Origin of the sequence: Nocardia albiluteola, assembly GCF_018860155.1 — a bacterium.
In the GTDB taxonomy this organism is placed as follows: Bacteria; Actinomycetota; Actinomycetes; order Mycobacteriales; family Mycobacteriaceae; genus Nocardia; species Nocardia albiluteola.
This window is the reverse complement of sequence record NZ_JAHKNI010000002.1, coordinates 184,213-202,180: the sequence shown is the minus strand read 5'-3', so window position 1 is coordinate 202,180 and position 17,968 is coordinate 184,213. Positions and strand designations below refer to the sequence as shown.

14 protein-coding genes are annotated in these 17,968 nt (G+C 68.3%); 4 read left to right on the top strand and 10 right to left on the bottom strand.

Features of this window, described 5'->3' with window-relative positions:
• Positions 1-147 precede the first annotated feature (147 nt).
• On the top strand, positions 148-957 hold the full coding sequence (locus KO481_RS06935; protein ID WP_215916164.1) for a hypothetical protein: 810 nt from the start codon (positions 148-150) through the stop codon (positions 955-957).
• Positions 958-1,052: 95 nt separating this feature from the next.
• Here KO481_RS06935 and KO481_RS06930 read toward each other — a convergent pair whose 3' ends face one another.
• From KO481_RS06930 to KO481_RS06895, 8 genes are all read right to left on the bottom strand, one after another.
• The gene (locus KO481_RS06930; protein ID WP_245400532.1) at positions 1,053-2,534 is read right to left on the bottom strand and encodes a M1 family metallopeptidase; all 1,482 of its coding nucleotides are present in this window, start codon (positions 2,532-2,534) and stop codon (positions 1,053-1,055) included.
• A gap of 107 nt (positions 2,535-2,641) precedes the next feature.
• Positions 2,642-3,286, bottom strand: a complete 645-nt coding sequence (locus tag KO481_RS06925) for a LysE family translocator (protein ID WP_215916163.1) — start codon at positions 3,284-3,286, stop codon at positions 2,642-2,644.
• An 88-nt stretch (positions 3,287-3,374) separates the two neighbouring features.
• Positions 3,375-4,040, bottom strand: a complete 666-nt coding sequence (locus tag KO481_RS06920) for a DUF3239 domain-containing protein (protein WP_215916162.1) — start codon at positions 4,038-4,040, stop codon at positions 3,375-3,377.
• A 178-nt stretch (positions 4,041-4,218) separates the two neighbouring features.
• Positions 4,219-5,877: a DNA repair helicase XPB gene (locus KO481_RS06915; RefSeq protein WP_215916161.1), complete on the bottom strand. Its 1,659-nt coding sequence runs from the start codon at positions 5,875-5,877 to the stop codon at positions 4,219-4,221.
• Between the two features lie 207 nt (positions 5,878-6,084).
• Entirely contained in the window at positions 6,085-7,062 is a 978-nt protein-coding gene (locus tag KO481_RS06910) for a substrate-binding domain-containing protein (protein ID WP_215916160.1), read from the bottom strand.
• Positions 7,063-7,124: 62 nt separating this feature from the next.
• Positions 7,125-8,357 carry an ABC transporter permease gene (locus KO481_RS06905; protein ID WP_215916159.1) on the bottom strand — a complete coding sequence of 411 codons (1,233 nt, stop codon included), beginning with the start codon at positions 8,355-8,357 and terminating at the stop codon, positions 7,125-7,127.
• A gap of 108 nt (positions 8,358-8,465) precedes the next feature.
• Positions 8,466-10,169 (bottom strand): sugar ABC transporter ATP-binding protein, encoded by a 1,704-nt coding sequence (locus KO481_RS06900; RefSeq protein ID WP_215916158.1) that lies wholly within the window; start codon positions 10,167-10,169, stop codon positions 8,466-8,468.
• Between the two features lie 38 nt (positions 10,170-10,207).
• Positions 10,208-11,623, bottom strand: coding sequence for an L-fucose/L-arabinose isomerase family protein (locus tag KO481_RS06895; RefSeq protein ID WP_215916157.1), 1,416 nt, complete (start codon positions 11,621-11,623; stop codon positions 10,208-10,210).
• Positions 11,624-11,808: 185 nt separating this feature from the next.
• Here KO481_RS06895 and KO481_RS06890 point away from each other — a divergent pair, with 185 nt between their 5' ends.
• Both KO481_RS06890 and KO481_RS06885 read left to right on the top strand, forming a co-directional pair.
• Positions 11,809-12,816: a LacI family DNA-binding transcriptional regulator gene (locus KO481_RS06890; RefSeq protein ID WP_215916156.1), complete on the top strand. Its 1,008-nt coding sequence runs from the start codon at positions 11,809-11,811 to the stop codon at positions 12,814-12,816.
• 114 nt (positions 12,817-12,930) lie between these two features.
• Positions 12,931-14,112, top strand: coding sequence for a pyridoxal phosphate-dependent aminotransferase (locus KO481_RS06885; protein ID WP_215916650.1), 1,182 nt, complete (start codon positions 12,931-12,933; stop codon positions 14,110-14,112).
• A gap of 479 nt (positions 14,113-14,591) precedes the next feature.
• On the opposite strand, the gene KO481_RS06880 is transcribed toward KO481_RS06885, so the two are convergent.
• Together KO481_RS06880 and KO481_RS06875 are read right to left on the bottom strand one after the other, a co-directional pair.
• Positions 14,592-15,299 carry a class I SAM-dependent methyltransferase gene (locus tag KO481_RS06880; protein WP_245400531.1) on the bottom strand — a complete coding sequence of 236 codons (708 nt, stop codon included), beginning with the start codon at positions 15,297-15,299 and terminating at the stop codon, positions 14,592-14,594.
• Between the two features lie 154 nt (positions 15,300-15,453).
• Positions 15,454-16,092, bottom strand: a complete 639-nt coding sequence (locus tag KO481_RS06875) for a winged helix-turn-helix transcriptional regulator (protein ID WP_215916154.1) — start codon at positions 16,090-16,092, stop codon at positions 15,454-15,456.
• A gap of 77 nt (positions 16,093-16,169) precedes the next feature.
• Between KO481_RS06875 and KO481_RS06870 the strand changes: the two genes are divergently transcribed.
• Positions 16,170-17,837 carry an MFS transporter gene (locus KO481_RS06870; protein WP_215916153.1) on the top strand — a complete coding sequence of 556 codons (1,668 nt, stop codon included), beginning with the start codon at positions 16,170-16,172 and terminating at the stop codon, positions 17,835-17,837.
• Positions 17,838-17,968: the final 131 nt, after the last annotated feature.

The following is a 17,968-nucleotide window of genomic DNA, read 5'->3' as shown; positions in this document are numbered from 1 at the left end:
CCTCGACCACTTACAAACAAGGTTGTAAGCAGAATTGTTAACGGTCGTACCCTGCAGCGCTCTCGGCAAACTGTTCGGTCGCGACATTCGCCAACTGCAAGCGCGTAAGCACATCGCCGTAGGCCACGCCACCGTTACGCTTCAACCATGACGCTCGAGGACGTCACCGCCGAGCTCTACGGGCTCGATCCCGGGGAGTTCATCGAGGCGCGGGACGCTCGCGCACGCGCCGCCCGGGACGCCGGAGATCGGGCGCTGGCCACGGAGATCGGCGGACTGCGCCGGCCCGCGGTCGCGGCGTGGGCGATCAATCTGCTGGTCCGCGACGCTCCCGCCGAGGTAGGCGCGCTCCTGGATCTCGGTGCGGCCCTGAACGATGCGCAGCGGCGACTGTCCGGAGATCAGCTGCGCAGCCTCACCACGCAGCGCCGCCGCGCGGTGAATGCGCTGGCGGACAAGGCCGGCCGGGTCGCCGCCGAGCACGGCCGCCCGCCGAGCACCACGGTGCTGCGCGAAATCGGCGAGACCCTGAACGCGGCACTCGCGGATCCCGCTGTGGCCGAACGTGTCCGGACCGGAACGCTGACCACCACGGCCAAATATGAGGGCTTCGGCCCGTCCGGCCCGGCCCTGACCACGGTGCCCGAACCCCCCACTCCCCCACCCGATCCCGGCACCGCCGTCCGCAAGGAGCTGGAGGAAGCCGTCGCCGCGCTCGAATCGGCCACCCGGGCAACCGATTCCGCCCGCGCCGAACTCGACCTGCGCGCCGCGGAGCTGGCCCGCCTGGACGACCGGCTCGCGACCCTGCGCCGCGAGCTCGACGACACCGAACAGCAGCGCCGATTCGCCGCATCGGCCGAACGGGCCGCCCGCGAGGCCCTGCGCAAGGCCGAACTCCACCTCACCCACGCCCAGCACCGGGTCGAGAGAGCGCGCCCGGCCGAGCAGACCTAGGGCGCGGGATCATCCCGGAATTCCGTCGGCCGGCACCCCTGTGTGATCTCGATGAGATCCCGTCTGACGGATACCGAAACGACGCGCGCGCGGCTCTACGCGTGCAGCGAGCCGGGGTACAGGTACCCCTCGGGTGGCGGGACGGTGGTGTCCAGCCAGGCGGCGAAGAAGCCGGACAGGTCGGTGGGGGTTTTCGACTGGACGAACCGGCGGAACTCCGGCATCGAGGCGCGGCCGTAGGCATGCGACTGGACGAATTCGGCCGTGGCGGAAAAGAAGACGTCATCGCCGATGGTGCGGCGCAGGGCGTGCAGGAACAGCGGGCCGCGATAGTAGACGGCGGTGAATTCCTTTCCAGCGCCCGGATTTTGCAGCGGAATCGCCCAGAACTTCGGCGTGTTCCGATACTTGGTGACCGTCCGGCGGTACTGGTCGTCGACGTTCTTGCCCTCCTTGCGTTCGGGCCAGAGATAGTCGGCGGTGTAGCTGGCGAAGCATTCGTTGAGGCAGATGTCCGACCAGTTCCGCACCGACATCGAATCGCCCCACCACTGGTGGGTGTTCTCGTGCACGACGGTGTTCAGATCCGTCCACGGGGCATAGACCGGGCGCGTCTGGGTCTCCAGCGAGAAGTCCAGCTTCGTGTCGACATAGATGCCGCCGCCACTCTCGAAAGGGTAGGGGCCGTAGAGAGATTCGAGAAAGTCCAGGACCTCCGGCAGCCGCCGTTCGAGCGGTTTGCGCGGCGCGGCCTTCGGGGCGAACGCGCTGATCAGCGGGGTTCCGTTGGCGCGGCGCTGATTCAGGAAATCGAAATGGTCGATGGCCACGGTGGTCAGGTAACCCAGCATCGGCCGCCGAGTCGCCCACTCCACCGTCCGGGTGTCGCCGTTCTCCTCCTCGCGCAGGCGCAGCCCGTTCGAGATCACCTGCCATTCCCGCGGAACCGTCGCCTTCAGGCTGAAGGTCGCCTTGTCCAGCGGCGTGTCATTGAGCGGGTACCAGGTCGCGGCCGAATGCGGTTCGCCCGCGGCGAATGCGCCGCCGCTGGGCGAGATCGTCCAGCCGTGATCCGGATGGTCGCCCTCGACACCGGAATACCGGACGGTGACCGTGAACGGCAGCCCGGGCAGGATCGGCAGCGCCGGGGTGACCGTCAGCTTGTGCGCGCCGTGGCGCGCGAAGCCGGCGGGCAGATCGTTGACCGAGACCTGCTGCACCCCGGGGCCGTTGTAGTCCAGATCGAACATGCGCAGCGGCTGCGAGGATTCCGCGTCCAGCCGCGTCGTGCCGGTGAGGTGGCGGCTCGGCGGGTCGTAGTCGATGGCGATGTCGTAGTGGCGGACGTGATAGCCGCCGTTGCCGTCGTCGGGATAGTAGGAATCGCCGAGCCCCGGCGCGCCAACCAGCGGATCGACGCGCGGCTGCGGCTCCCCGGCGCCGATCCGCTGCGAGGCCCCGGGCGTAATCTGCTGTGCCACCGCGGATGTGAACGCTTCCGCGTGCGCGGGTGCGAACGGCCCGGCGGCCAGCAATGTTCCAGCCACCAGTGTGCACATCGCATTGTGCAATGCCATGCGGACGATCCACCCCTTCCGGTACAGCATGCCGGCCAAGGGGTCGATGCTAACCCGCGCGAATGCCCGCGCCGGGGTGCCGCACCAGGGCGATCGCCGATCTCCCGCTAACTGCTGGTACCCGACACCACCACGCTCGTGCCCAGACCGATGATCATCACCCCGCCCGCGCCGCCGACCGCCTCCAGCCGCCTCGGCGACCGGGCGAACCAGTCGCGCGCGGTACCGGCCAGCAACCCCCAGGCACTGTCGCACACCAGGGCCACGGCCAGGAAGAGCAGGCCCAGTTCCAGCATCTGCAGCGGCACCGAACCGCTGGCGCGATCGACGAACTGCGGCAGCACCGCGGAGAAGAAGATGATGGCCTTGGGGTTCGTCACCCCGACCACGACCCCCTGACGGAACAGCCGCCGGTACGACACCGGCTGCGCCGGAACCGTCGTCTCCAGCGCCGCGCGCAGCGACTTCCGCTCCCGGATCGCCTGTGCGCCAATGTAGATCAGATACAGCCCACCGCCGATCTTGATGATGGTCAGCGCCGCCGCCGAGGCCGCCACCAGCGTGCCCAGGCCCGCGGCGACCAGCACCACCATCGCGAACACGCCCAGCGAATGCGCCAGCACCGAGACCAGCGCGGCCCGTTTGCCGTGCGTCAACGCCCGGCCGATGGTGAATAGCACGCCTGGGCCGGGAATCACGATGATGATCGTCGCGGCGGCCAGAAAGGCGAGCAGATTGGCGGAGGGGATCATCGTCTCAGTTTATGAAGGCGCGCAAGCCCTTTACCGCTGCATTCACCCACCCCGTCGGCTCCGCAAGCTCCGCCGCCATGCCATCCCCTTAGCCGCGCAGCTCCTCCGGCAACTGGTGTGGATCCAGCAGCAGCCGCCAGGAATCGGCGCGCTGCACCTTGTCGGCCAGGTCCAGGTTGTCGGCCAGCAGCCGCCATTCCGCCTCGGCGATCACCTCTCGGGCCCGCTCGAGCACGGCCGGATCGCGGGTGCCCCAGGCGATCGGCATGGCGCTCACGGCCTGGCGCAGGCTGCCCATCGACAGCGGGGCGCGATCGGCGCGGATGGTCACCGCGGGTACCTGCTCCCCCGGCCAGGACCGATATCCGGGCAGGGACCGCACATTCCGGGTGATCAGCCCGTAGCGCGGCTCGGCGCCGGATTTGGAGACGTCGACCAGCACCAGCAGGACCGTGCGCCGCGGCCCCCGCTCGGCCACCACGGCGGGCACGAGTTCACCCTCGGCGTAGAGCTTTTCGATGCGCGCCCGATGCGGCGTCCACAACGCCACGAACAGCGCGGTGACCGTGCCCAGCCCGAAGGCGACGGCCAGCAGGAAGGAGTACGGGTGATTGAGCCAGATCAGCGCCGCGGTGCCGAGCCCGAGCACGATCGCCGCGGTGAACGCAACGAATCGCAGCCGCCTGGTGTCCGCGACCACCTCGTTCACCGCGCGCGCGTGTTCGCGGTCGACCGCGAATTCGAAGCGTCGCACGTATCATTCCTAACACGTTAACGGAGATCTTGCCTCCGGTTATTTGCTGTGTTGTTCGCCTCCGTCTGACGACCCACCGCCGCGTGAGTCGATACTGCCCGCTCTTACCCCATTCACCCCGGAAGCGCGGTACCGCGAGCGGGTCTGCGGACCACCCGCGACCCGCACCGGGCCACGGCTATCCGATCGCCGGGCCCAGCAGATCGTCGGCATCGGTGATGCGGTAGGCGTAGCCCTGTTCCGCCAGAAAACGCTGCCTGTGCGCGGCATATTCCGCATCCAACGTGTCCCGGGCTACGACGGAATAGAAGTGCGCCTGACCCCCATCGTGCTTGGGGCGCAGCAGCCGACCCAGGCGCTGCGCCTCCTCCTGGCGTGAACCGAACGTACCCGAAACCTGCACGGCCACCGAGGCCTCGGGCAGGTCGATGGAGAAGTTGGCGACCTTGCTCACCACCAGCACCGGAATCTCGCCGTTGCGGAACGCGTCGAACAGCGCCTCGCGCTCCTTGGTGCGGGTGGAGCCCTGGATCACCGGGGCGTTCAGGTGCTCGCCCAGCTCGTCCAGTTGCTCCAGGTACGCGCCGATCACCAGACTGGGAGAATCCTTGTGCCGGGCCAGGATCGACTCCACGACGGGGATCTTGGTGCGCGCGGTGGAGCAGAGCTTGTAGCGCTCCTCGGGCTCGGCGGTGGCGTACGTCATCCGCTCGGCGTCGGTGAGCGTGACGCGCACCTCGATACAGTCGGCGGGCGCGATCCACCCCTGGGCCTCGATGTCCTTCCAAGGCGCGTCGTAGCGCTTGGGCCCGATCAGCGAGAACACATCGCCCTCGCGGCCGTCCTCGCGGACCAGGGTCGCGGTCAGCCCGAGGCGGCGGCGGGACTGCAGATCCGCGGTCATCCGGAAGACCGGCGCCGGCAGCAGATGCACCTCGTCGTAGATGACCAGGCCCCAGTCGCGGCTGTCGAACAGCTCCAGGTGCCGGTACTCGCCCTTGGTCTTGCGGGTGATGACCTGATAGGTGGCGATGGTGACCGGGCGGATCTCCTTGCGCTCGCCGGAGTATTCGCCGATCTCGTCCTCGGTGAGCGAGGTGCGCGCGAGCAGCTCGCGCCGCCACTGCCGGCCCGCGACGGTATTGGTGACAAGAATCAGCGTCGTGGCACCGGCCTTGGCCATCGCGGCCGCGCCGACCATGGTCTTACCCGCGCCGCAGGGCAGCACCACCACGCCCGAGCCGCCCGCCCAGAACGACTCCGCGGCCAACTCCTGATAGTCGCGCAGATGCCATTCGTGGGTCCCGAAGTCCAGCTCGATCGGATGCGCCTCGCCGTCGACGTACCCGGCCAGATCCTCCGCGGGCCAGCCGATCTTGAGCAGCATCTGCTTGATGCGGCCGCGCTCGGACGGGTGCACCACCACCGTGTCCTCGTCGATGCGCGCGCCCAGCATCGGCTGGATCTTCTTGTGCCGCAGCACCTCCTCCAGCACCGCGCGGTCGAGGCTGACCAGCATCAGGCCGTGGGCGGGATGCTTGGTCAGCTGCAGGCGGCCGTAGCGGGCCATGGTGTCGACGATGTCGACCAGCAGCGGCTGGGGCACCGCGTAGCGCGAGTAGGTGACCAGGGCATCGACGACCTGTTCGGCGTCGTGCCCGGCCGCGCGCGCGTTCCACAGCGCCAGCGGGGTGACGCGATAGGTGTGCACGTGCTCGGGCGCGCGCTCGAGCTCGGCGAACGGCGCGATCGCCTGTCGCGCGGCATTCGCCTGCTCGTGATCGACCTCCAATAAGAGCGTCTTGTCGCTTTGAACGATGAGCGGTCCGTCTGTCACGGCACCTCCTGCGGATTGCGGCCGGTGTCCATTCTTATCGATGGGACCGACAGGCTCCCCGGGGGCGCACCGCGGACGGGACCTTATCCGGGCGCGACCGTGCGGACCGCCGTCGTCGACGGCCCGCACGGCGTGTCGCACCTCACAGGTGCGTCCGGGACTCCCGGGTGCGCCGACCCCACACGGCGCACCCGGGCGCGGGCGCGCTCAGCCGACCTTGCCGGACATGTCGTACTGCTGGTACAGCTGCGCGGCGTTGTCCTTGGTGACCTGGGTCGTGCCGAGGACCTGCTTCTTGTCCACCGGCTGGTTGTGCATCAGCTTCTCCACGGCGTCCACGGCCTGCTGCGCGCAGGTCGGGTAGACGAACGTGGTCAGCATCTGCCCCTGCTGCACGGCGCGGATGCCGCCGGTCGGGATGGCCAGCCCATCGATGCCGATGATCGGGATCGACGCCTTGCCCGCGCCCGCCAGGGCCAGTTGTGCCCCCAGTGCCATGTCGTCGTTCTGCGAATAGACCAGATCGATCTTGTCACCCTTGGCAACCCACTGCTGCATGATCGTGTTGGCATTTGCCTTGAGCCACTTGGCTTCCTGATTGTCGATGATCGTGATGTTGTGCCCGGCAATCACATCCCGGAAGCCCTTGTCGCGATCGATCTGCGGCTGATCGGACAGGATGCCCTGCAGCTCGACGACGTTGCCGCCGTTGGGCAGCGCCTGCACCGCGGCCTGCCCGGCCAGCTTGCCGATGCCGTAGTTGTCGCCGCCGATGAACGCGCTGTAGCAGTCGGTGTTGACGCTGCGGTCCAGGATGATCACCGGAATCTTTGCCGCGCAGGCCTGTTGGACCGCCGCGGTCAGCGGCGCGGGCTCATTGGGCGAGACGATCAGCGCGTTCACCTTCTGCTGGATGAAGTTCTGCACCTGGCTCACCTGGGTGGCGCTGTCCTGGTGGGCGTCGGTGATGGGCAGCAGCTTCAGGTCCGGATGCTGTTTGGCGTAATACTGGAGCTGCAGATTGAGTTGCGCGCGATAGGGCTCGGCGTTGTTGGACTGGGAGTATCCGACGACGAACTGTCCCGAACTCGACGAGTTCGGCGCGTTCGAGGCGCACCCCGAACCGAACGCCGCCACCGCGGCCAGAGCCACCGCCGCAACGAAATATCTACGTACAGAACGCATTTCTCACTCCTGGATGTTCTGCGGGACGCCGGCCGGGCAGTCTCGGCCGGGGCTGGGCGGCATCAGCTGCCGCTGGGGTGTGGGTGGCGCAGCAGCCGGACCAGCGGGTCGGCGATGCTGCGGAAGAAGCCGGGCCGCTGCAGCACGACGGCGACCACGACGATCAGGCCCTTGATGATCAGCTGCAGATTCGCGCTGACCGAGTTGAGACCCAGCACGTTGTCCAGCAGCGTGAGGATCAGCGCACCGACGAAGGTGCCGGTAATGGTGCCCTTCCCGCCCGCCAGGCTCGCACCGCCGATCACGGCGGCGGCGATGGCGTCCAGCTCGTAGCCGGTGCCTGCCAGGGGGTCCGCCGACGCGCTGTAGGCGGCGTCGATGGGCCCGGCGAATCCGGCCAGCAGGCCGGACAGGGTGAACACCGCGACGACGACCAGCGTCACGTTGACGCCGGACAGCCTTGCCGCGGTGGGGTTTCCGCCGACCGCATAGATGTGGCGGCCGAATCGGGTCTTGGTCAGCACCAGCTGGAACACGATGCAGACCACGACAAAGGCCAGCACTGGATAGCCGATGCCGGAGGTGCCGAACAGCGGCAGCCAGGTGCCCTGGAACAGCGTGCGGCCCGGCGTGCCCAGCAGCGAGAACTGCTGCGCGGCCGGGGTGGGATGCCCGTTCTGGTCCAGCAGCGCGGTGCCGACGGCGACATTGCCGGACACCTGGCGGTCGATCCCGCGCACCACCGACAGCATCGCCAGCGTCATCACGAAGGATTGAATGCGCAGCACGGTGGTGCCCAGCCCGTTGCACAGCCCGAAGAACGCCCCGACCAGCGCCGAGGCCGGGACGATCAGCCAGGGGCTCAGGCCCTGGTGGACCAGCAGCATGGCGGCGGTCATCGAGCCGATGCCCAGCACCGACCCCACCGACAGGTCGATGCCCGCGGTCAGGATCACCAGCGTGACGCCGACGGCCAGGATGCCGCGGGAGGCGAAGGCGGCGATCGCGTTGGTGAGATTGGTCTGATTCCAGAAGTACTGGCCCTTGGTGATGATGCCGACGGCTATCACCAGCACCAGGCCGATGTATCCCTGGGCGGCACCGAGGAACGGCAGAAATCTGCTCAGGCTCAGCCGGATTCGGTCCACCCGCCCGGGTTGTTCCTCCTCGGGAGCGGGAGCCGGACGCATGTCGGGCTCCGCGGCATCCTGACCGCCGCCACTCGTCGAATCGCTACGCGGCACCGTCATGATCGCCCCCAGGGTGTATTGATGCCGCAGCGGCATTCCAGTCATTCCGGCATACGAGATCCCGGCCACAAGCACGCCGGGATGGCGTGCGGACCGGCGAGCGGCGCTGCGGCATCGAGTCGACTATCGCGCGAACGGCATTGTGCGGGTGGATCATTGCTCGCCCCCGAGGCGAACGGACGGATCGAGCGCGGCGGGCACGACGATCGCGGGTGTGCGAGCCATGGCCGCCGAGAGGATCGCCTCCTGATCGAAGGGGTTGCCGCGCGCGGGATCCCGGTTGAACTCCCCGGTGATCCGGCCCTCGCACAGCACCAGAATCCGATCGCACATGCCGATCAGCTCCGGCAGCTCCGAGGACACCGCCAGGATCGCCGCGCCGCCGCGGGCCAGGCGATCCAGCAGGGCGTGCACCTCGGCCTTGGCGCCCACGTCGATGCCGCGGGTCGGCTCGTCGACCAGCAGCACCGACGGGCGGGTGAGCAGGCACTTGGCCAGCACCACCTTCTGCTGATTGCCGCCGGACAGGGTGCCCACGACGGTCGTCTGCGAGGCGGTCTTGACCCGCAGATCGCTCAGTTCGGCGCCGACCTCCGCGCGTTCGCGCCGGGCGTCGATGGTGCGCCAGGGCCGCAGATAGCGGCCCAGCGCGGCCAGGGATGCGTTGAACCGCACGGTATTTCCCAGCACCAGGCTCTGCGCCTTGCGATCCTCGGCAACCAGCGCGAGCCCGCGGGCGATCGCCCGGCTCGGGCTGTGCGGCCGGTAGGGCACGCCGTCGAGCTCGACATCGCCGCCGACACCGGCGCCCGCGCCGTAGAGGGCGTGGCACACCTCGCTGCGCCCGGCGCCCATCAGCCCGGCCAGGCCCACGATCTCACCGGCGCTCACCTCGAACGAAACACCGTGCAGCGGAACGGAATCGCTTTCTACCGGCGGTTCGGTCCGCAGGTCACGCACCCGCAGGCGCACCCGATCACCCGCATGCTGTTCGGCACGGCGCGGGAACAGCTCGCCCAGCGGGCGGCCGACCATCAGGCCGATCAGCTCGCCGCGGCTGGTGGATCGCATGGAGCGGTGCCCGACGTACGCGCCGTCGCGCAGCACCGCCACGGAGTCGGCGATCTGCTCCAATTCCTCTATGCGGTGCGATATGTAGATCACCCCGACTCCTCGTGAGCGGAGCGAACCATCGACACAGCGCGCCTCGCGCGCAACGGAGCCGAGCGCCAGCGAGGTGGAGTTGGGCGCGGTCAGCGTCCGGATGACGGCGAACAGCCGTTGTGTCTCGGCCTCGGCCAGCGCGGAGGTGGGCTCGTCCATCACCAGCACCCGCAGGTCGTGGTTGAGCGCCTTGGCGACCTCGATGAGCTGCTGTTCGGCGAGCCGGCAGTTGCGCACCAGGCGGCGCGGTGACAGTCGCAGCCCGACCCGGGCGAGCAATTCGGTGGTGCGCTCGCGCATCGTCGCCCGGTCCAGCGTGCCGCGCGGGGTGCGCCGCTCCTGCCCCAGGAAGATGTTGTCGGCAATGGACAGCTCGGGCACCAGGTTCAGCTCCTGGTGGATCATCGCGATGCCGTGCCGGGTCGCATCCTTGGGCGAACGCAGATGCACCGGGGCGCCGTCGATCTCGATGACGCCCGCGTCCGGGGTGTGGACGCCGGCCAGGATGTTCATCAGCGTCGACTTGCCCGCGCCGTTCTCGCCGAGCAGCGCCAGCACCTCGCCGCTGCGCAGCGTGAGTTCCACGCCGCGCAGCGCCTTGACGCCCGGAAACTCCTTGACGATGCCGCTCATGGTGAGCAGAGTCGCGGCGCGCTCGGTGCCGATACCGGCATCGGCCTCGGGGTCGGTCATAGGTTCTCGCAATGTTCCTGCCGTGCGGGGCTTCCCGGCTAGGCCGCGTCGCCGAAGCCGTCGTAGTCGATGCCCAGCAGGTCGCACACCGCTCGCAGTTCGGCCACATATTCCCCGGGGATCGCGTGAATATGGTTGGCGCCGAATCGGTTCAGAAAATCACCGGCCTCGACGTGCAGCCGGGCGAAGGCGTGCGGCCACTCGAAGGTGGACATCCGTGCCATCTCCTCATTCGTTGCCGCGTCGTAGCTTTCGAATTCACCGCGCATCACCTGCATCCGATACCGGCCGTCCAGGCGCGTGAGCCGGGCCAGCGTGAACGACCCGGGCGCGGCGATGTGATGCACCGCGGCGCCACCGGCCGGGAAGAAGAACACCTCCGGGTAGAAGTGGGTCTTGGCCAGGTTCTCCAGCGGATCGTCCGAGCGCGCGGCGAACCAGGTGGCGTGCTGGCCCGAATTGCACAGATCCCAGACGTCCTTGTCGGCGTGATAGTGCCGCACGTCGGCGAACAGCACCGGGGTGCCGGACAGGCCCTTGAGCAGCTGCATGGTCAGCGCCGCATCCATATCCGATTCGGTCGAGGTGACGTGGGTGGGCTTGGGGCCCTCCCAGTCGTAGGGGTCGTTCAGGAACGCCTCGGCGATGTCCATCGTGGCGAAGTGATTGGTCAGCTCGGGCTGGCCCTTGATGCCGGAGAAGTCCAGATTCCATTCGTCGATGAGCTCGCGCATCGCGTAGTACGAACGGATCTGGCGCTCGAGCAGCTCGGGCGTCAGGCTGGTGCCGTTGTAATGCACTCCGGCGGAACTCTTTTCCAGCCACAGCCGGGCCTGGGTGACGCGGCCCGCGTCCACCGTCTCGCTGCGACGCACGATCTCCCACTGGTCGATCTCCTCGACATCGATGCCGAAGGTGCGCATCCACTGATCGGTGTTGGCGACGGCGGTGTACATGCCCATCGGGCGGCCGCCGATCCGGCCGAAGGTGGATCCGCGCAGGGATTCGGTGGCCGCGGCCGCATGGACCCGCACCAGAATTCGCTCGCGGGTGGCGGGATCGGCGATATCGCCCCAGGCTCGGGTGTGGCGGCGGCCGATCTGATCGAGCGCGCCGCCCCCGGCGAGCATGCCGACCATGCCGGGCTGCACCGGATCCAGGCCGCCGAGCAACAGCAGCGGGCCCGGGGTCGCCGCCGCGGCGAGCATTGTGAAGTGCGGGAACGCCCATACCGCGTAGTGGAAGATGGTCAGATCGACGCGCTGGTCGGCCAGCCACCGTGCCTGGCTGGTGGCCAGCTCGTTGGTCCAGACGATCTCGGCCGTGACCACCTCGTGCCCGGCCTCGCGCAGCGCCCCGGCCAGCGCGGCGGCGCCCGCGGCGATGAAATCGCTGACGTCGTTGTGGACGAACGCGCGCCCGTCGGACATGGACAGCAACCCGATGCGAGCCATCTCGCCTCTCCTTGCCTCATGCGGTGAACCCGACGGTCCACCCCTAGTGTGACCTGGATCTCAGAAAACGATTTCACGCAACCATAGGATTCCATGGGTGGCCGGTCAAGAGGGTGTTTCGGGCGCGGACTGTTAACCTCGACGGGAGTATGGGAAATCGTTTCCCGACCCGAAGGCGGTGAGGCATGGCGGTCACGATCCGCGATGTAGCGGCGCTCGCGGGCGTCTCCCCCGCCACCGTGTCGCGGGCGCTCAACGGCGACGAGCGCGTCGCCGCCGAGCTGCGCGAGCGCGTTGCGGTCGCCGTCGCGAAGCTGGGGTACCGCCCGAACAGCCAGGCCCGATCGCTGCGCACCCGCGCCACCAAGGTGCTCGGCCTGATCATCTCCGACATCCAGAACCCGTTCTTCACCGCGCTGGCCCGCGGGGTCGAGGACGCCGCGAGCGAACGCGACTACTCGGTGGTGCTCGCCAATACCGACGAGAGCCTGGACAAGGAGCTGCGCTACCTGGAGGTCGCCGCCGCCGAACGCATGGCGGGGGTGATCCTGTCGCCGTCCTCCACCGGCGCGAGCCGCATCGACACGCTCACCGATCGGGGCATCCCGGTCGTCACCATCGACCGGCGGCTGCAGTGGGCCGAGGTCGACAGCGTGACGGTGAACAATCGCGCGGCCGCCGAACAGGCCGTGGAACATCTGATCGCCGCGGGCGCCCGGCGGATCGCGATGATCACCGGCCCCGCCGACGCGTCCACCGCGACGAGCCGGCGCGCGGGATACCGCGCGGCCCTGCACGATGCCGGGCTCGAGCGCGATCCGGCGCTCGAGATCCGCGGCGACTACCGCATCGAGGGCGGGCGCGCGGCCGCCGCCGCGCTGCTGGCCCTGCCGCAGCCCCCGGACGGGCTGTTCGTCGGCAACAACCTGATGATGGTCGGCGCGCTGGACGCGCTCGCCCGGGCCGGCGTGCGGTTTCCCGGGGATCTGCTGCTGGCCGGATTCGACGAGATGAGCTGGTCCGCGTTCGCGCCACCGATCACCCTTGTAGAGCAGCCGAGTTACGACATCGGCAGGCACGCAACGGAATTGCTGCTGCGGCGGGTGAACGGGGAGGAGTTTCCCTCGCAACATATTGTGCTGCCCGCGCAGTTGCGGATCCGGGAGAGTTCGCGCCGGGCCGCCGTCGCCTGATGCTTCGGCGCTCCTGCCCTGCCGCGCCGTGCTCGATCGCCTTTCCCGAGACGGATCAGCGTGAGCAAAACTGTCGGCAATCGGGCGCGCGAGGCCGCAAGCTACCGTGTGACCATGCAGCAGATCCCGACCGTCGCCCGCCTGCGCCCGTTCGCGTCGACCATCTTCGCCGAGATGACGGAGCTGGCCGTGCGGCACGGCGCGGTCAATCTCGGGCAGGGATTCCCGGACACCGACGGACCCGCGTCGATGCTGGAGGTGGCCGAGCGCGCCATCGCCGACGGCTTCAACCAGTACCCGCCCGGGCGCGGCGTGCCCGCGCTGCGCGAGGCCATCGCCCGCGACCGCGCCGCCCGGTACGGCACCCGGTACGACCCGGACAGCCAGGTCCTGGTGACCGTCGGGGCCACCGAGGCCATTGCCGCCGCGATCCTGGGCCTGGTCGAACCGGGCGACGAGGTGGTACTGATCGAGCCGTACTACGACTCGTACGCGGCGGCGGTCGCCCTGGCCGGGGCGACCCGGCGGACCGCGCGGCTCGTGCCCGACGGGGACGGCTTCGCCCTCGACCTGGACAGCCTGCGCGCCGCAATCACTCCCAAAACCCGTCTGCTGCTGCTGAATTCGCCGCACAACCCGACCGGGACGGTGCTGAGCCGCGCAGATCTGCAGGCCATCGCGGACCTGGTCATCGAGCGCGATCTGCTGGTGGTGACCGACGAGGTGTACGAACACCTCACCTTCGACGGGCACGAGCACATCAGCATCTCCACGCTGCCCGGCATGTACGAGCGGACCGTCGTGATATCCAGTGCCGCAAAGACTTTCAGCGTCACCGGCTGGAAGATCGGCTGGGCGTGCGCGCCCGAGCCGCTGCTGGACGGCGTGCTGGCGGCCAAGCAGTTCCTGACCTTCGTCGGCGGCGGCCCGTTCCAGCCCGCCGTCGCGCACGCCCTCGAGCACGAGCTGGCCTGGGTTTCCTCGCTGCGGGATACGTTGTCGGACAAGCGCATCCGGCTATCCCAGGCGCTCGAGGACGCGGGCTTCGGCGTCAAGCGCAGCGACGGAACCTATTTCGTCTGCGCCGACATCACCCCCCTCACCGCCTCCGACGCATACGCCTTCTGCCGGGAACTACCCGAGCGCCTGGGCGTGGCCGCGGTCCCGCTGACGGTCTTCGCCGACGACAAGGACTCCTGGAGTCACCTGGTGCGCTTCACCTTCTGCAAGAAGGAGGAGACCATCACCGAAGGTATCCGCCGCCTGCACGCCGCCCACGCGACGCCCAGCCACTGAATTCCCTACCTCGAAGACCCACAGCCGCGCGGCTCGGTCAGATGCCGCCAGGCGGAATCGGGCCGCCCGGGCACCATCCACCGGTGGAACTGTGCGAACCGGTCGCAATACAGTCCTGAAAGAATTTCAGGGTCGGACCCAATTGATCCTGGTCGTCTTCGGAAAAGTGCGGACGCGGAGCCCCGGGTTTGCAATTGCCGTGATCATCACAACCCGGATGCGGGCCGATGATCGTAATCGGAGTTGCCGCCCAGGCGGACTGACCACCCATAGCGACGCCGGCCGCGAGGGCGAAACCCTGACGCCGACCCAACCGCGGAAAGCGCACGAGGGTGCCCCCGACCGCTGGACGGAAGCCGGGGACACCCTCATCCCGGATTTTATCCGCACATCAGATCACGGCGTGCGCTAATCCGTCTCGCGGTGCCCGGAGCAGCGACGTCGGGCTGAGGATTCGGTCCGGAACTCGGGGGACCGGATCACACCGCTCGGGCAATTGCCCGGACCGCCCGGACTCGCCCGTCAGCAAGGGCATTGATCAGATTTTCGATGCGGGTACCGAAGTCGGGGACGAATGCGTGGAGCCCGAGCGGATTGGGAGGCAGCGCCTGCACCATGCGCATGGTCGACACGGCCTGCTCGGTCAGGTCGACCCAGTGATCAACGGCAAAGCCCGAGGCCTCGATCGTGGCGCGGACCGCGGCCGGCGTTTCCAGGTAGCTGTCTCGAGGTTGGTCGGCCCAAGGCTGCGGAAAAGCCGGTTCGCCCCCCTGACCGGCGAAGATGTCCCAGATGGCCAGCCGACCATCGCCCCTCGACACACGGCGCGCCTCCCGATAGAGAAGCCCCTTGTCCGCCACGTTCATCTGAACGTGCTGGCTGAAGACGAAGTCGAACGACGAATCAGCGAACGGGAGCTCCGTGACGTCGCCCTCCCGGACGGTGATCCGATCGTCCAGCCCGACCAGACCATTGAGCCAACGGGCCGTATCGCAATAGCTATCGGTCAGGTCGATCGCTGAAACCCTGCATCCGAAGCGCTCGGCGATGAATCGCGCGGTGCCGCCGATACCGGAGCCGGCATCGAGCACAGTGCTGTCCGGGCCGATGTCGAGCAGGTCCGCGAGCTGGCCGGTGGCAATGCGGCCGCCGGTGTGGAAGTCCTCGAGCATGGCCAGATCGGCCATTCGAAGTTGGCCGAGGTCTTTTCCCGCCGCGACCAGAGCCCGCTCGATGTCGGGCCGGGACGAACCGGTCTCGTAATGGGCGAGTGTGTGCGATTCGGTCATAGCCGTTCCTCCGTGTGGTTCTTGTGGATTGCGGTGCCGATCCGATCGGCGCTCAGGGTTCCTGGATCGGGCGCAACCGGCTCAGTGTCTCGATTCGCCCCTGCGTGATCAGCCCGTACTCGGCCGCGTCATCGAGTTCGACCTTCCCGGTGAGCAGTCCGAGAACAGCGCGGGGCGGCCCCTCGACGACCAGGTCCGGATCGCTCACTCCCCCCACCCGCGTACGGACCTCGCCGTCGACGATCTCGATGACGGCATGCTCGCCACCCGCGACGAGTTGGATGGTCGCCGGTGGTCCGTCCCGGTCGGTAGCGGTGGTGAACCACGCCGGAGCGTAGGCGAGCCATTGGGCTCGGAACTCATCGCCGGACTGTTCGGCGTTCATGAATCGCAGCCCCCACAAACCCAGCGCCCGGAGTGCGGGTTCCAGCGCCCGCGCGGCCTCGGTCGGCTGGAACAGCGTGGCCGCCACCGGTGGTGGCGCGTCCTCACGGCTGATCAGACCACTCTCCTCGAGACCGGTCAGCCGGGCCGACAGCAGGTTGGTGGCAATGCCGGGAAGTCCGTTTTTCAGATCCGTGAACCGGCAGGGCCCCTGGATGAGCAGTTCGCGAACGATCAGCAAGGTCCAGCGGTCTCCGACGACGTCGAGCGCCCGGGCGATCGAGCAATATTGGCCGTAGCTTCGCATGAACTCAGCTTACACCATAGTTGAGAATTTCAACTTATAAGTTGAAAAAATAAACCAACGGCGCCTACCATTCGACCATGACTCGCGTCCGATCCAAACCGCTCATTCTCACCGCCCTGCTGACGGCGGCCTTCGTGATCAACCTCGACACCACCCTGGTCAACGTCGCGCTACCGGTGCTGACCAGGGAACTCGGCGCCACGACCGCGCAGTTGCAATGGGTCGTGGACGCCTACAACCTCGCGTTCGCCGCTCTACTGCTCACCTGCGGCAGCCTGTCGGACCGTTTCGGCCGCAAGGGCATGCTGCTGGCGGGCCTGGTGGTGTTCGGCGCTGCAAGCTTCGTCGGCGGCTACCTGACCTCGCCCGATGCGCTGATCGCGGCCCGCGCGGTGATGGGGGTGGGCGCCGCGATGACGTTCCCGGCGACGCTGTCGTTGCTGACCGGCGTGTTCGTCAGCCGCAACGAGCGCGCGCTTGCCATCGGCCTGTGGGGCGCCACGGCCGGCGTGGCTATCGCGCTCGGCCCCATCGTGGGTGGCTTCCTGCTCGAACACCACAGCTGGTCGAGCATCTTCTTCGTGCTCGGACCGGTCTCACTGGCCGTCGTCGCCCTGGTGGCACTGTGCGTTCCGAAAGCGAAGCTCCCGACCACGCACGGCCTGGACTTCGTGGGCTTGGCGCTGTCGGCCGGGTTTATGGCGCTGCTCGTCTACACCATCATCGAGGCTCCGACGCGGGGCTGGACCGCGCCGGGCTCGCTGCTCGGTTTCGCGGGCGCGACCGTGCTGCTGGTCGCATTCGTCGCGGCGGAGTGGCGGGCCCGCGAGCCCATGCTCGACGTGCGATTGTTCGCGAACATGCGATTCAGCGCGGCCAGCATCGCGGTCACCATCGCCTTCTTCACGCTGCTGGGGTTCATTTTCCTGATGACGCAGTACTTCCAGTTCATCCGGTCGTACAGCCCCCTGTCCACCGGAGTTCACCTGTTGCCGGTGGCCGTCTCCGTCGCCGTCGGATCGGCTGTCGGCACGCGGCTCGCTGTCAAGGTGGGCACAAAGGCAATCGTCACGGCCGGCATGGCCCTGCAAGCGGGCTTCTACTTCTGGGTCGCCTCCGACATCACACCCACCATCGGCTACGGGACCATCGCCATCCAGATGGTGGTCTACGGCCTGGGCATGGGCCTCACATCCGCGCCCGCGACCGAATCGATCATGGGGGCCGTCCCCGCCGCCCGAGCGGGCGTCGGATCCGCCGTCAACGATTCCACCCGGCTGCTCGGCGGCACGCTCGGGGTCGCAGTCATCGGCAGTGTCTACGCCTCCCTATACGACACCCGGCTCGGCGCCGACCTGCCGAAACAACTTCCTTCCGGGCTCGTCGCCGTCGTCCATCAGTCCGTCGGCGCGGCATACAACGTTGCCGCAAAGCTCTCCGCAGGCGGCCAGAGCGCCGTCGCGCGGGCGGTGTACGCGACCGCGACGAACGCCTTCGACCACGGGCTCACCATCGGCTGCGTGGTAGCCGGAGCAGTCGCCGCGGCTGGAGCGGTGTTCTCTGCGCTCTACCTACCCGCCCAGCCACCGCAACGGACCGAAACACCCCGCGCCCCGGCCGAACCGAGCAGCACCCGAAGTCACACGCGACTCGCGGCCCCGGCGCGCGCTGGTTTCGACGACCTCGATTCAGCCCTCGGCAGCGAAATCCCTGGCCGCCCAGGGATATCGGCTGGGCAGTCCTGACACCGACAGCGGTCGCGGAAGACCGCCCGGATAGAACAAGGTGCCCCCGGCCGCTGGACGGAAGCCGGGGACACCCTCGCCCTGGATTTATCCGCACACCGGATCACGGTGTGCACCAACCCTTCTCGCGT